The following is a 14,438-nucleotide window of genomic DNA, read 5'->3' as shown; positions in this document are numbered from 1 at the left end:
GAGCCGGCGGCGGGCGGTCACGTGCCCTCTGAGACCAGGGCACATCCCGTTTCGTCGCCGGTTTTTTTTCACGCCGGAGACAACAGGCACCGGGAGGTCGGCTGACCATGGCACCGAACACGAAGGTAAAGACCCTCAAGACAGAGGTCAACGGAAAGTCCCAGTCCGTGCACGCGCCGGTACCGGCATGGCCTGGGGGCGGTGAAACTCAGGCCACAACCACGCAGGACCAGGCATTCACTTTCGACGTGGCTATCGTGGGCATGGGCTACGTAGGCCTGCCCACGGCCTTGGCCATCAACGCCTCCGGCCGCCGCGTCCTGGGCCTGGATGTGTCCGATGCCCGGCTGGCCGTGATCCGCGAGCAGCGGGCAGATCTTCTGGATTCCGACAAGGAGCGGCTCAGCAACGCACTTTTGGACCCGACCTTCATGTTGAGCAGCGATCTGTCATTGCTTGCCCGCGCGGCGGCTGTGGTCGTTTGCGTTCCGACCCCTGTTGACGAGTATTTGGTCCCGGACCTCGGTATTCTCCGGGCCGCCTGTGCCTCCGTAGTCGACTTTGCCACCACGGGCCAGCTGTTGATGCTGACCTCCACAACGTATGTGGGATCCACGCGTGACCTGCTGGCTTTGCCGTTGGCTGCCAAGGGGCTCATCCCCGGCAGGGACGTTTTCGTCGCATTCTCGCCGGAACGCATCAATCCCGGAGTGGACTCGTTCTCACACGAAGACGTTCCCCGGGTAGTTGGCGGCGTGACCCCGGCCTGCGGTGAAGCTGCCGAGCGGCTGCTGAGCGCGAGCACCAAGATGGTCCACGTAGTCCCGTCGGCGGACGTCGCCGAAATGACAAAGCTGGTGGAAAACACCTTCCGGGCCGTCAATATCGCCTTGGCGAACGAGTTCGCCGACATCTGCCATGAACTCAACATGGAGGTCATGGACGTCATCGATGCGGCCTCCACCAAGCCCTACGGATTCATGCCGTTCACACCTGGTCCCGGCGTCGGTGGACATTGCATCCCTTGCGACCCCCACTACTTGCTGTGGCAATTGCGCAAAGCCCGCTTGACGGCACCAGTGATCGAACAAGCGATGGCAGGAATAGCGGGCAGGCCGCACCAGGTGGTGGAAAAGGCCCGGCGCATCCTGTCGGATCGAAACCACGGTGTCGCCGGCGCGCGCGTGATGGTCCTCGGTGTTGCCTACAAACCCGATGTCGAAGATCTTCGGGAGTCCCCGGCGTTGGAGATCATCGCAGCCTTGATCGCCGACGGAGCGGAAGTCGCGTACTCCGATCCCTGGTGCCGGACGGCGCCCGACGGCCGTGGCGGGACACTCCAATCCGAGCAATCGCCTGCTGACTGGGGGGCGGACCTGGTGATCCTGCACACGAGGCACAGCCAGATGGACCTTGACTGGCTGGCCGGAGCACCCGCAGTGCTTGACACCACGTACCGCTTGCCCAAAGCCGACAACGTAACCCGACTCTAGATCCACCAGGTTTTAGACGGAAGCAGGAGAAATGAAAACAGCAGTCACCGGCGGTGCCGGATTCATCGGCAGCCACCTCGTTGAGCATCTGTTGGCGGCCGGCGACGAGGTCGCGGTCTTGGACAACTTGTCGACGGGACGCCTCGAGAATCTCAAGGGTGTGATCGGCCACAGGAACTTCCACTTCGTGGAGGGCACCATTCTCGATCGGGACGCCGTGGACAAAGTTGCGGCGGGTGCCGACAGGGTCTTCCACCTGGCGGCCGCCGTCGGCGTGAATCTGATTGTTGACCACCCTCTGGAGAGCCTCCGCACGAATATCCATGGCACCGAAGTGGTCCTGGACTCTGTCCTGGAGTCGGGTGCCTCGCTGCTGCTGGCATCCTCGAGCGAGATCTACGGCAAGAACACCTCGGACAGCCTTTCGGAGGAGGCAGACCGCATCCTTGGATCCGCGCTCAAGTCCAGGTGGACTTATGCTGCGGCCAAAGGTATTGACGAGGCATTTGCGCACGCATACTGGCGCCAATTCGGCTTGCCCGTTGCTATCGTGCGGCTCTTCAACACGGTAGGACCTCGCCAGACAGGCCGCTATGGAATGGTTGTTCCGCGACTTGTGCGGCAGGCGCTCGTCGGCGAGCCCCTGACGGTGTACGGAGACGGCCAGCAGACGAGGTGCTTCTCCTACGTCGGTGACATCGTTCCCGCCATCACCCGTATTTCCGAGGAACCGCTGGCCTACGGGAATGCGTTCAACCTCGGTGGGAGCTACGAGATTTCCATTCTGACGCTGGCCCAACGGATCGTTGAACTCCTCGGGAGCGAAAGTCCCATCACCCTGGTTCCCTATCAGCAGGCTTACTCCGAGGGGTACGAGGACATGCGCCGGCGCGTTCCGGACAATAGCAGGTCCCGCGAGCTTGTTGGCTTCGACCCGAAGACCACCATCGATGAAATCATCCTCAACGTCGCCGCTGACTACAAGCCGGCCAAAGTCCTGGATCCTTCGGGTTGGAAGGTCACCCTGGCCTCTTGAACGAGTGGGCAAGATGGCCTCCACCGTACTGCCGAACCCACTCCAGGAGCACGATGTGAATCCCTCAGGATCCGGACCCCGGCGCCCTGGTCTCGCTGGAGTGGCTGCTCTTGCGGTCTTGGCCCTGCTGACTGCAGCGTGCTCTGGGCCGGCACCAGCGCCGAGTCCCTTCTCCACGGCCGCCGGGCGATACCCGTGGCACACAGGAATCGTGGCAACAACCTTTTGGGTGGGGGAGATCTTCGACCCCAAGGCGGCTGATGGCAGTCAGGTGATGTCCACCTACGACTCCCAGTGGATGCAGAGCTACGGAGGTTGTGACGGTGTCCTCAAGAACGGCTGCACCACCGAGGCGAGAACAGCGGCCAAGGGATTTGCGCCGACCAGCATGACTCCGAAGCAGAACCCTTTTTACCTGGATCTTCCCTATGACGACGTCAACGATGCCACGGCTTTTGCCGAACGAGCCAGTGTGATTCCCTGGGCCAACGATCCTGGCTTTGCGGGCAACGAGAAGAACCGTTCCTTTAGTTACATGAAGAACCAGTGGGTCAGGATCCGCACGGGAGGCCATGAATGCTATGGACAGATCGAAGACGCCGGTCCCGGCCAATACCACGACAAGAACTACGTTTTTGGCTCCAATGACGCACGGCCCGTCAACACGAAGTTCAACGGGGCCGGCATGGACGTCTCGCCGGCGCTCAACGGGTGTCTCGGCTTTTCCGAGCTCGACGGTGAATCGGACAAAGTCGATTGGCAGTTCGTGCCGCGGGACCAGGTTCCTTCGGGGCCGTGGCTGGACATCGTCACGGTCAGCCAAGTGAAGTAGGCCAGGCGGCCGGGCCCGGGGAGATTCGAAACAATCCGGTCCGGGCAATCCCTCTAACAATCCCTTGAAAACTGGAGGTATCCATGGAATGGCTTAAGAGGCTTTTTCGGCGCGGTAACGGCCGGCACCTTGCCCGCCCGGCCGAAGCCAAAAACAGGGCCGGATCCGAACATCCGGGCCTCGTCTGAAACCTTGTTGGGCGGCAGGTCTTGAGCGGCAGGCTCAGTGCAGTTTGCCTTGGAAACCTGCACCCAACACATCAGAGAAGCGTTGGCTTCCTTGGTTGATCCCGCTGCATATGTGGCTGGCCGGTCCTTCCGAGGTGGCCTGCGCGCAGGACATGTCCCGGTTCAGGGACCACATGGACACCCGCGCCACTCCCTTGCTGAGGGCAAAGGAGTTCAACCCGCGCGCCGCATCCAGGTCAAACACTTCGCCCGGGAGATCGTTCCAGCCGATCATCGGGGTCAACCCCATTTTGCTCCAGATCTGCTCGCCGTTGAGGGTCATTCCTGCACGCTGATAGATGATGCTGAGTTGCTCGTGGGTGGCCTGGGCTGCCGACGTCCCGGCATCAAGCATGCTCTGCGACGCACTTCGGCTTGAGCCGTAGTTCATCGTCATGATGTTGACGCCAGCAAGCTGAACGCCGGCGGCGAGCATTTGATCGACAGCGGAGGTTCCGCCGTCGGTCAATCCTTGCGGCGTGACTGGAAGCGTCAGCCAGACGGCGAGGGAGTGTCCCTCTTTGCTTCGCTCCTTCTGCAATGCGGCGACAACTGCGGCGCGGCGCTGCCAGGCGGCGCTGTCGGCGAGATTGGTGCCTTCGATGTCAAAGTCGATGGTCGCAGGGTTATAGCGCTCCAGGACTGCCCGGTAGGCCTTTTCCAGCTCCGCGACGTTCTGGCAGGAGTTGGCGAGCTCACTGTTCACCGAACCGCCGAAGGACACCGCGATCGCGCCGCCGTTTGACCGTAGCTTGGCGATGCGTTCGTCGAGCTTGAGCGAAGCTTTCGCGGCGTCGAGGCTGTAGGTGCTACCCCAGCTAGGCGTGCAGGCCTGTCCGGCGTTTGCCACCACAAACGCCAGCGTGACATTCTTGGTGGCCTCGCCCAGGGGTGCGTCGAACGGGTACTGAGGGACTACTGTGACGTCAACGTAACCGGAAAACCATGGCGGCTGGAACGCGCCGTTTGCGTCCGTGGCTACGCGCCACGCCAGAAAGCCCCCGACCCCGGCCACGACCAGGCCTACAGCGACCCAGACCCGTGCAAGGCTTGACAGCCGGCTGCGACGTCCACGGGGCCGGCCGGACAAGTGACGGACGTCCCGTACGTTGCCTGCCTCAGCCGCAACGGTGGTGCCGCTTCCCCGTTTCTTGGACACTCTTCCGCCATCCTTGATACCCGCTCGGAAAACCCCGACTGCTTTGATGCACCATTTGACCACGAACAGATCGGATTCGCCTGTGCTTCCGCATTGGTGTTTGATCCGGCGGATTCGGTACGTGGCGCACGAGTAGTGGCGTTGTTCAGAAGCCAAAGGTTGAGTGTAAAGACGGGTAGAGCGTACTCGTGTCCGTCGTCTCCCGACTCCATAGGCTGATGGTGTCAGTTGGGTGAGGGCAACGGGGGAAAGACGGGTCTCAAAATGGAAAAGGACGCTCTGGTCCGAGCGGCATCAGAACCCAAAAGGTTGATCCGAGAAGGCGATTGGCTCGCGTTCGAGTCAGTCGTCGAGGTTTCCAGCACGTTCCCTCCCAAAGATCCATCCCCAAAGGATGGCGCTGCTTCTCGGCAGCGTGCCCTCATAGAGAGGGCCCCTGAGCGGGGGCCGGTGGTGAATAAGCCTTTGAGACCGAGGCTTCCCCCAGTCGCCACCGGCCCCTTCAGGAACCTACTCACTGAGGCTCGGCGATGAGCTCCGGGAGGAAGGACTCCGCGTCCGGCCCGGTCCGCACGTCCAGGAAACGGGTGGGCTTGTGGGCCGCCTCGTGGGTCTCGGTGTTGCTCCTGTTGACGGGCGCAACGTCGCTGCTCAACGGAAACCAGACTCCGGCCGGCTCCTCCCAGCCTGACGCCACGGCTTCTGCCGCCCCGCTTTCTTCGGTCAGCCTGACGTTTGATTCAGGCCGGGCAAATCAAATGGAGGCGGCCCGGATCCTCAAGGACCACGGACTTCGCGGCACTTTCTTCATCGATTCAGGATTTGTGGGCGCACCCGGTTACATGACGATCGAGAATCTCCACAGTCTGGCCACTGATCAAAATGAAATCGGAGGCCATACAGTCACTCTTGCCGATGTGACTGCGGTGGAACCCGATGAAGCTTCGAGGCAGATCTGCAATGATCGGACGAACCTCACGGATTGGGGCTTTAAGGTCACTTCCTTCGCCTATCCGTTTGCGACTTCAACAGCGAAGTCGGAGGAACTCGTTGCCGGGTGCGGCTACAACAGTGCCCGGGGTCTCGGTGAGATACACAGTCCGTTTGACTGCGCCACCTGTGCCCAGGCAGAAACGGTCCGCCCGGCCAACATGTTCCGGACCCGGGCAACGTCCGAGGTCGGCAGCGACTGGACGTTGGCCTCCCTCCAGGCAACCGTGGTTCAAGCTGAACAGGCGGGGGGATGGTTGCAGCTGACTTTCTACGACATCGACACCAGCGGTAGTCCCCGCTCCGTCAATCCCGCTTTGTTCGAACAGTTCGCCACCTGGCTGGCTGCGAGGACTCAACAGGGGACCATGGCTGTACGCACGGTGCATGACGTGATCGGCGGCGTAGCGAAACCAGCGGTGAACGGTCCGGTGGCGGCACCGGCAGCACCGGGCAAGAACGCGCTGCGCAATCCCGGGCTGGAGATCGCCGGAAAGTACGGTTTGCCGCAATGCTGGCAGGTTTCGTCCTACGGCAAGAATACGGCAGTGCTGAGCACCTTGACCCCGGGCCACACTGGTGCGGTGGCCCGTCGTCTGGACGTGACCGAATATTCGTCCGGTGACGCCAAATTGCTTCCCGTCCTCGATCTTGGGGCATGTGCCCCGAGCGTGACTACCGGCCACAAATATTCACTCCGTGCGTGGTATCAGTCCACGGCGAAAACGCAGTTTGAACTGTATTACCGCAACAAGCTGGGCACGTGGACCTACTGGACGGCCAGCCCATGGTTTGCGCCAAACACCAGCTACGAACAGGCAATCTGGGAAACACCGCCCGTTCCGCCCGGTGCAGAAGCCATCAGCTTTGGTTTGAACCTTTTCAGCGATGGCCAACTTGTTACCGACGATTACGCAATGTACGACACAGTTGGAGCTCCATCGCCGTGATAGTCCTTTCGATCTTTTTGGTTCTGGGTGTCAACACGATTTTCTGGTCCCTTGCCGGGCTGGTACGTCTGGCAGGTGAGGAGTCGTGGCGGGCCCGCGGATTGTCCTACCGGATCCGTGAGTGGATCGCCTTGCTGAGTAGCGGCAAGGCGCCGATCCTTCGGCGTGAGCGGGGCCGTCATCGTTCAAAGGGAGCGCGAATCTACCCTTCGAATGTCGCAGTCCTCGTAGCCGCCCACAATGAGGCGCTCGTCATCAGAGAGACAATTCTTGCCGCGTCCGCCTTGGTCCCTCGGCGCAACATCCACATCATTTCGGACATGTCCACGGACGACACCGCAGCTATTGCCCGGGCCGCAGGAATAAAAGTCCTTGAGCTTGAACCGAACCGGGGTAAGGCAGGCGCGCTCGCGGCGGGAATCGCCCATTTCGACCTGTGCAAGCGTTTCAAGGTGGTCATGCTTCTGGACGCGGACACCCGCCCGGCCCCGGATTATCTCGAAACGGGGTTGCCGCTGTTTTCGGATCCCACCGTTGTCGCCGTCGCGGGACGCGCCAGGTCAATCATGACTCCGCCATCCCCGACGGCGATGGGCCGCTTCTTGGTGGCCTACCGGGAACGCTTGTACATCGCGGTCCAACTGCTGCTCAAATACGGCCAAGCAGCACGGGGCACCAATGTCGTTTCGATCGTTCCGGGATTTGCCAGCATGTACAGAACCAGCGCGCTCACCAAAATAGAGGTCCTCGCGCCGGGACTGGTGATTGAAGACTTCAACATGACCTTTGAAATCCATGCGAAGAAGCTGGGACGGATCGCATTCCATCCGTCCGCCGCTGTCGCGTACACACAGGATCCGGACAATCTGAAGGACTACGTCAAGCAGGTGAGGCGGTGGATCCTCGGTTTCTGGCAGACGGTCAGGCGGCACGGCCTGAAGTTCAGCAGATTCTGGTTCGTCCTTGGGCTATACATTGTTGAGCTCGTAGCCAGTTCCCTTTTCTTCGTGCTGCTGGTGCCCGCTTTCCTGCTATCGTTCCTCGCCGCCGTCGAGGTCTGGATCTTTGGCGATCGATCGGAGGTTTTCGTCTTCCTATCCGGTGTCCTGCGGCCCCAGGACGTCCTCATCGGAGTCTTCCTGCCGGACTTCTTCCTGACAATCCTTGCCGCGGTCTCGATGCGTAGCCCGCGCCTCCTGCTGATGGCTCCCCTGTTTCCCTTGATGCGGATCCTCGATGCAATCATTTGCCTTCAGGTATTGCCAAGGGCGTACTCGTCACGTTCGTCGGGAGTTTGGGTCAGCCCGGTTCGAAGGATCCAACGCCCGTCGCAGGAAATGGGCGCGGCCGGATCGCCGGTGGCACGGGTCGGCTAGGGCTACGGACAGCCGAGGTGACAAGTCCCGGACACGCGGACGCCCATGCCACGCAGCCATGACGGCTGGGACATGGGCGTCCGCCCGGTTCCAGGGATCGCCCCTCTTTTGCGGACCAAAAGGCCCGCTGACCAAAAGGCCGTGGAAGCGGATTGTCTCTTAGCCGGTGACTCCAGAGGTGGTGACAACGGTGAGCCACGGTCCGGCGGGCACGCTGGCGCGGTCCACGAAGCGCCACGAAACGTGGTCATTGTCGCCGTTCAATTCAGCGAAGCCCAAGCAGCCGTTCAGGGCAGGGGACACATCCATGCCTGCGCCTTGGCTCGGGTCGCCGGAGAACTGCTTATTGGCGGGACGGGCGTTGTTCGCTCCGAACACGTAGGCGGAGTCGTGGTAGAGGGAACCGCTGGAAGGGCCCGCATCCTCAACTTGCCCGTAGCAAACGCCGCCATTGGGGCCGGTGATCTGAACCCATGCGTTCTTCATGTAGCTGTAGCTCGAGTCCGCGCAATGGTTGACGCCCGTTGCGGCGTTGTCTGCTGCCGCCCACGGAATCACCGTGCAACGCCCAGCGAAAGCGACGCTGTCATTGACGTCGTCGTAAGGCAGGTCCAAGTAGAACGGGTTCTGCAAAGGCTTGGGCTGGTGCAGCGGGAAGTATCCATTACTGGCCACGCGCTTTTCCGTGACGCACTGGAAACTCGTGCCGGTGCCGGAACTGACACCATCGCAACCGCCGTAGGGGCTGCCCGGGCAGCCGCTGGCGCTTGCAGGGGTGGTCCCGAGGTTAACGCCGGTGTGCTGGAGTGCCCACTGGCCATTGAAAGTGGAGCAGACTTGTGAGCCGTCCGAGAGGCTGGCATTGAAGATTTCGCCGACCCAGAAGCTGGTGCTCACGATGTTGGTGTGCAGGGGGTAGTTCCCGCCCGTGGCAGCCAAAGGAGCAGGCGCGGCAACGGGTGCACTAGCGGCTGTTGCTGCGGGAGCCGGCGGGGCCGCAGCCGCCGCGGCGGCCGGGGCGGGAGCGCTAGACGGCGTCTCGGCCGGAACATTGCTGGGCCTCGGAGTCGGCGTCGGCGTCGTCGTCGAAATGCGCTGGGGGGCGGAGGAAGCGGAAGGCGAGGGGCTTGTACTCGTGCTCGAATCCCGGTCGTCTGCCTGGTAGGAGGATTTGTGTGACGACTGGACGGCGGAGATGGTGGCCAGCCCGCCGAAGGCCAGTAGCGCCACGGCGATGAGTGCTGTGAACAGGTGTTTCATATTTTGGGTGACATATCTGTTGGGGACATAGACATATGAGACCGAGGCAATCGATAGGGCGATCTGGAGGCAAAAATGCCGCAGAGTCGTACACGGCCAAATGGTGTGTGGCGACAGAGTTGCTACGAAAATAGGCTGCGCTTCGACTCCCCAGAAGTAGCCAGCCAGAACTTACTCTTGCGGCACCAGCTTACACAGTCAGATCACAGGACGGTAACAGAGGCTATACATCCGGCCTCGAAGCCAAGCAAAGATTCCCCTTCGAAAGCCTGCGTGGAGCGCCTGGATGCAGTGCAAGTAGGCCTGGAAAATCAAGTAGTTACCACTCAATCCAGGACAGAAACCCGCGGGTAACGTTTGGAAATGACACCGGTCCGTGCCGCGGCCATCAGGAACACGTGTCCGGCGGCCCGAAGATGAGACAGGACCATGGACGATACTGAAGGGACCCACACCTCGCCCCCGATCATTCGGGCAGCAGAGCTTCAAGAGATTGTCATTGCCTTGGCAGGGCCGGAACCTGCAGGGATCGTCATCTCAGGCCCGAGCGGCTCGGGAATGACTACTCTCTTGGACGCCGCGGCTTCAGTGCTTCGCGAGTCGTTCAGCGTGATCGCCCGCAACGTGTCCGAGTCATTCGCGGACATTCCGTTTGGAATCGCCATGGCCCTTGTTCCGGACCTGCTGGCCCGCTCCAAAGTGTGGCCGGGTTCCATCGTGGCGGCTTGCCGCAAAGCAGTGCGCAACGCTTCGACAGCCGGATCCTCGGCCCTGCTGGTGCTGGACAACATCGATTTCCTGGACGACATGTCCCTTTGGCTCTTGAGCCAGCTCCTTGTTGAACCGGACATCCGCATGATCGCGACCCACCGCTCAGACCGGCCACTGAGAATGGAACTGATGGAATCCGTCGTTTCGCGGCAGCTTTCGGTGGTGACCCTGGACGATCCCACGCAGGACCAGCTTCGCGAATTCCTCGATGACCGTCTAGGAGGGCACGCCGCGCAGGGCCTGGTCCGGGACATCCATGCCGCCACCGGGGGAAACCTGCAGGCCGCGAAGTTGCTTTTGGACGAAGCCGCAGCGCGTGGCGAGATCGTGGAGCACGCTGATTCCTGGGTGCTGTCCGGACCGATCCGCCTGGACGGTTCGCAGGCGCTCGAGCTGACCCGGCACCGGCTTGAGGGATATTCAGTGCCGCAGCGTCAGGTTGTGGACCTCCTGGCGGCCGGGGAGCCGGTACCGATGACCGTTCTCGAACAGCTTGTCCAAAAGCGGGCCATAGAAGCACTCATGGGCGACGGAACGGTCCGTGTCCAGAAAGACAACCAGGAGACGGCTTCCCTCAGCCACGCCAACGAGGGGAGGCTGGCCCGGCAGCAGCTGGGGCCAGCCCGGGTCTTGGAACTTCGGCGAAGCATTTACGAGATCTCCGTCCCGGTTGCGGATGACTCGCTCTGGACGCTGTTCCGCCGGGTGGAGCTCGAACAGGAAAGCGGTTTGCCAGTAGCCGACGCCGACCTTCTGGCCGTGGCGATTGCGGCGAACGACATTCACGATAACCGGCGGGCCCGGCGGTCTGCGGATGCGGTGCGGGCGCCGGAACTCGGACTGGTCGCAAGGGTGGAGCTGGCAAGGGCCCTGTATCACACAAGGGATTTCCCCGGTGCTGTCACTGTCCTGAAAGGTTTGGTCGCAAATACCCCTGACGTCTTGACCGCGGACTTCGCCCACGCCGTGTGGCTGCTGTTGCGTGCCCTCTTGCCGACTTCGCCGGGGGCAAATGTGCTGCAGTCGGTTCTACGGGATGCCCGACGGCGGCTGGAGGCTGCCGCCGTCGGGGTCCAGCCGGGCGAGCCGGCCTATCTTGGCCAGGCAGCCGTCCGGGACGAACTGGACGTTCTCCAGCTGTATCTGGATGCGGAGAACGGAAGCTGGCCTTCAGCCGGTAGCGAGTTGTTCCAAAGGCTTTGCCGCAGCCAATTGATCGACCCTGGACTGCGTTCGGAGAACCATCCGCCACCGCCTACCCAGGCCGCGGTGCTTTTGATGGCGCTTGTCTCCCAAGGGCTCGCCGTCAGCGGGCGGTTCTCTGACGCCGTCGCTCTCTCGACGTCGGCCCTCGAAGCTTTGGGGAGGCTGCCACGGTGCCCCGTGGACTTCCTCTCCACCGTCTTGACCATCCACGGATCGAATTTGATCTGGCGCGGGCAATGGGGCGGCTCCGAAATGTTCTGCGTCGGCAGTTCCAGCTACAGCAACCGGATGAGCTATTTCGGCGGGGCGGCACACCTCTACAGGGCGCTAGTTCTTGCCAGGCAGGGGAGCCTGGAACCGGCTTGTGAACAGTTCCGCCAGGCCAAGGCCCGGCTGGACGAAGCTGATCCCGACGGGCTTCTGCCACCGACCCTCGGTGGACTTGCCGCAGCTGCGTGGTTGCTTGGCGATGTCAACCAGGTGCGTCGCGCCTTGGCGGCCTACGATTCGCGCCGCAGTTCGGGAAATTACCTGGCATCGCAGCTTGCTGAAAGCTATTCATCCGCGGCACGGTCAGTGCTGATTGGTGCAGAACACTCACACAGGAAGCTCCTTCAGCTTGCGGGTTCGGCCGCAAAGAAGGGACACCGGGCACTCGAAATGCTGAACCTGGGCTTGGCCGCGCGTACCGGCAGCCGCGGCTACCGGCAGATGGGTCCGGGGGTGTCCGAGGTCGTGTGGAGTGTCGAGTCCGGAGTGCAGCCAGGACAGGAAGGAGGAAAGGAAATGGGACAGGGACCAGGGCCGGGAACGGAAGAAGAAGCGAGCACGGGTGGGCCTCAGCAAGACCGGGCTTTTGACCAAGAGGAGGTGTTTGCGCACGACGAACCCGGACTGGAAGGTCCGGAGTCCAGGTCCTCTATTCTTCCCGGGATCGTCAAGCTCTCCCAGCGCGAACGCGAGGTGACTGCCTTGGTCGCTTCCGGGTTGAGCAGCGCAGAAGTGGCCGCTCGTTTGGGTATCGCGGTAAATACTGTCAATGCGCACCTTCAGCGGGTTTACGGGAAGCTCGGTGTCTCACGCCGGCAGAAGCTCTCGGAGCTGTGGGACGAGTTGGCGAAGCCGGAGGAGTAGGCCGGGCAGCTCCGCGGATGAGGCAGCGAAGCCAAATGGTGGGACAATTACTAGGTGACGCCGCCACTCCTGGCGGTCAGCCGCTGGCGATTGCCACGTATTCCTAACAAGGAGCACCGGTTTTGACGATGGTTTCCACCCCCGCGTGGGGAGATGCCCAGGTTTCAGCACTCGATGACGATGAAGTCCGTCGCATCCGCAATGATTTCCCTGTCCTTGAGCAGGAAATCAATGGCAAGCCGCTGGTCTATCTGGATTCGGGTGCCACCTCGCAGAATCCTCGAAGTGTGCTGGAGGCGGAGCAGGAATTCTATGAGCAGCGAAACTCCGCTGTCCATCGGGGTGCCCATCACCTCGCCGTCGAAGCAACGGACTCTTTCGAAGACGCACGGGCTACCGTGGCACGTTTTGTGGGCGTGCAGGATGATGAACTGATCTGGACGGCTAACGCCACCGCTGGGCTGAACCTACTGGCCTATTCGTTTTCGAACGCCAGCGTGGGCCGGTCAGGTGCGGAGGCCGGCCGCTTTGCCCTCAAGCCTGGCGACGAAGTGCTTGTCACCGAAATGGAACACCACGCCAACCTGATCCCATGGCAGGAACTGTGCCGGCGGACCGGCGCCACCCTCAAGTACATTCCCATTGACGACGCCGGTGCGCTGCGGCTTGAGGAAGCATCGCGCCTAGTTACCGCGCGCACCAGGATCCTGGCCTTCACCCACACTTCCAACGTACTCGGCAACATCAACCCGGTGGACGTATTGGTCCGGATGGCCCGGGAAGTGGGTGCCCTGGTGGTCCTGGACGCCTGCCAGTCCGCGCCGCACCTCCCCTTGGATTTCAAGGCCTTGGACGTTGACTTCGCCGTATTTTCCGGCCACAAAATGCTTGGACCTACAGGAATCGGCGCGATCTACGGCCGCGGCGAACTGCTCAACGCGATGCCACCGTTCCTGACCGGTGGTTCCATGATCACCACGGTGACGATGGAACAAGCCCAGTACTTGCCCGCACCCCAGCGTTTCGAGGCCGGAACGCAGCCCATTTCGCAGGCTGTGGCCCTGGCCGCGGCAGTGAACTACCTGACTGAAACAGGGATGCAGCGGGTGGCCCTTCGTGAGGCGGAGCTTGGCCAAAGGCTTGTCACGGGCCTCAGCGCCATCGACGGCGTGCGCGTGCTGGGACCCGGGCCAGGAGAAGAACGGACCGGGCTTGCCGCCTTCGACGTCGCAGGAGTGCACGCCCACGATGTCGGGCAGTACCTCGATAATCTGGGCATCGCGGTCCGGGTCGGCCACCATTGTGCGCAGCCCCTGCACCGCAGGCTGGGCCTGACTGCCTCCACCAGGGCCAGTACCTACCTGTACACCACATCCGAGGAAGTGGACCTGCTGGTTGGGGCGGTTGCCGGGATTCGGCCATACTTCGGAGTAGCGGCGCCTGGAGTCAAGTCATGAGTGGTCTGGACTCCTTGTACCAACAGCTGATCCTGGAGCACTCCAAGACCCGCAGCGGGGGAGACTTGGCTGAACTGCCGGCCGCCCCGATGGGTACGGCCGGCACGGGGCAGAGTCACCAGCTCAATCCCATCTGCGGGGACGAAATCACCCTGCGGCTCAGTGTCGGTGCTGCCGGAGACGGACAGAGCGTCACTGAAATCCACTGGAATGGCGATGGCTGTGCCATTTCGATGGCGTCAGCGTCCATACTCAGTGAAATGGCACCAGGGATGTCCCCGGCGTCCCTTCGACGGACCATCGATCATTTTCGCGAATTGATGCGCTCGCGCGGCAAGCTGGAAGCAGATGAGGAACTCCTACAGGATGCTGCCGCGCTGGCCGGGGTTGCCAAGTATCCGGCCCGGGTAAAGTGCGCCATGCTTGCGTGGGTGGCAGCGGAAGACGCGCTACGCCAGGCTGAGGCCGGCCAAGGGGTGTCCCCGATTCTCTAGCGCGGCCGGGCCCAGGTCGAGTAGCGTCCACTCTATTTTGGACTCTTGGCCCG

10 protein-coding genes are annotated in these 14,438 nt (G+C 62.0%); 8 read left to right on the top strand and 2 right to left on the bottom strand.

Annotated features, from left to right (window positions below; all coding sequences use genetic code 11):
* The first annotated feature begins 107 nt into the window (after nt 1–107).
* The 3 genes from AC3ANQ_RS16475 (at nt 108) to AC3ANQ_RS16465 (ending at nt 3,361) form a co-directional block, all read left to right on the top strand.
* Nucleotides 108–1,493: a nucleotide sugar dehydrogenase gene (locus AC3ANQ_RS16475; RefSeq protein ID WP_488302028.1), complete on the top strand. Its 1,386-nt coding sequence runs from the start codon at nt 108–110 to the stop codon at nt 1,491–1,493.
* Between the two features lie 31 nt (nt 1,494–1,524).
* Nucleotides 1,525–2,529: a dTDP-glucose 4,6-dehydratase gene (locus tag AC3ANQ_RS16470; protein ID WP_488302027.1), complete on the top strand. Its 1,005-nt coding sequence runs from the start codon at nt 1,525–1,527 to the stop codon at nt 2,527–2,529.
* A gap of 211 nt (nt 2,530–2,740) precedes the next feature.
* Nucleotides 2,741–3,361 carry a hypothetical protein gene (locus AC3ANQ_RS16465; RefSeq protein WP_488302026.1) on the top strand — a complete coding sequence of 207 codons (621 nt, stop codon included), beginning with the start codon at nt 2,741–2,743 and terminating at the stop codon, nt 3,359–3,361.
* Nucleotides 3,362–3,583: 222 nt separating this feature from the next.
* Here the strand turns inward: AC3ANQ_RS16465 and AC3ANQ_RS16460 are convergent, their stop codons facing one another.
* Nucleotides 3,584–4,747 carry a chitinase gene (locus tag AC3ANQ_RS16460; protein WP_488302025.1) on the bottom strand — a complete coding sequence of 388 codons (1,164 nt, stop codon included), beginning with the start codon at nt 4,745–4,747 and terminating at the stop codon, nt 3,584–3,586.
* Nucleotides 4,748–5,277: 530 nt separating this feature from the next.
* Here AC3ANQ_RS16460 and AC3ANQ_RS16455 point away from each other — a divergent pair.
* On the top strand, nt 5,278–6,687 hold the full coding sequence (locus AC3ANQ_RS16455) for a polysaccharide deacetylase family protein (RefSeq protein ID WP_488302024.1): 1,410 nt from the start codon (nt 5,278–5,280) through the stop codon (nt 6,685–6,687).
* Entirely contained in the window at nt 6,684–8,063 is a 1,380-nt protein-coding gene (locus tag AC3ANQ_RS16450; protein WP_488302023.1) for a glycosyltransferase family 2 protein, read from the top strand. Before AC3ANQ_RS16455 ends, AC3ANQ_RS16450 begins: the two co-directional genes overlap by 4 nt.
* 159 nt (nt 8,064–8,222) lie before the next feature.
* On the opposite strand, the gene AC3ANQ_RS16445 is transcribed toward AC3ANQ_RS16450, so the two are convergent.
* Nucleotides 8,223–9,323, bottom strand: a complete 1,101-nt coding sequence (locus AC3ANQ_RS16445; protein ID WP_488302022.1) for a hypothetical protein — start codon at nt 9,321–9,323, stop codon at nt 8,223–8,225.
* A 429-nt stretch (nt 9,324–9,752) separates the two neighbouring features.
* Between AC3ANQ_RS16445 and AC3ANQ_RS16440 the strand changes: the two genes are divergently transcribed.
* From AC3ANQ_RS16440 to sufU, 3 genes are all read left to right on the top strand, one after another.
* Nucleotides 9,753–12,434, top strand: a complete 2,682-nt coding sequence (locus AC3ANQ_RS16440; protein ID WP_488302021.1) for a LuxR C-terminal-related transcriptional regulator — start codon at nt 9,753–9,755, stop codon at nt 12,432–12,434.
* 122 nt (nt 12,435–12,556) lie between these two features.
* Nucleotides 12,557–13,891: a SufS family cysteine desulfurase gene (locus AC3ANQ_RS16435; protein WP_488302020.1), complete on the top strand. Its 1,335-nt coding sequence runs from the start codon at nt 12,557–12,559 to the stop codon at nt 13,889–13,891.
* Entirely contained in the window at nt 13,888–14,385 is a 498-nt protein-coding gene (gene sufU / locus AC3ANQ_RS16430; RefSeq protein ID WP_488302019.1) for a Fe-S cluster assembly sulfur transfer protein SufU, read from the top strand. The genes AC3ANQ_RS16435 and sufU overlap by 4 nt, the downstream gene beginning before the upstream one ends.
* The last annotated feature ends 53 nt before the right edge of the window (nt 14,386–14,438 follow it).

The organism is Arthrobacter sp. DMZ02-1R (assembly GCF_057747935.1).
The sequence above is the reverse complement of the archived record's forward strand: the minus strand, read 5'-3'. Positions and strand labels throughout refer to the sequence as shown.

Coding starts and splice junctions, on each gene's coding strand:
- AC3ANQ_RS16445 (WP_488302022.1), bottom strand. CDS start 9,323: ATGAAACACCTGTTCACAGCACTCATCGCCGTGGCGCTACTGGCCTTC.
- sufU (WP_488302019.1), top strand. CDS start 13,888: ATGAGTGGTCTGGACTCCTTGTACCAACAGCTGATCCTGGAGCACTCC.
- AC3ANQ_RS16475 (WP_488302028.1), top strand. CDS start 108: ATGGCACCGAACACGAAGGTAAAGACCCTCAAGACAGAGGTCAACGGA.
- AC3ANQ_RS16440 (WP_488302021.1), top strand. CDS start 9,753: ATGGACGATACTGAAGGGACCCACACCTCGCCCCCGATCATTCGGGCA.
- AC3ANQ_RS16455 (WP_488302024.1), top strand. CDS start 5,278: ATGAGCTCCGGGAGGAAGGACTCCGCGTCCGGCCCGGTCCGCACGTCC.
- AC3ANQ_RS16470 (WP_488302027.1), top strand. CDS start 1,525: ATGAAAACAGCAGTCACCGGCGGTGCCGGATTCATCGGCAGCCACCTC.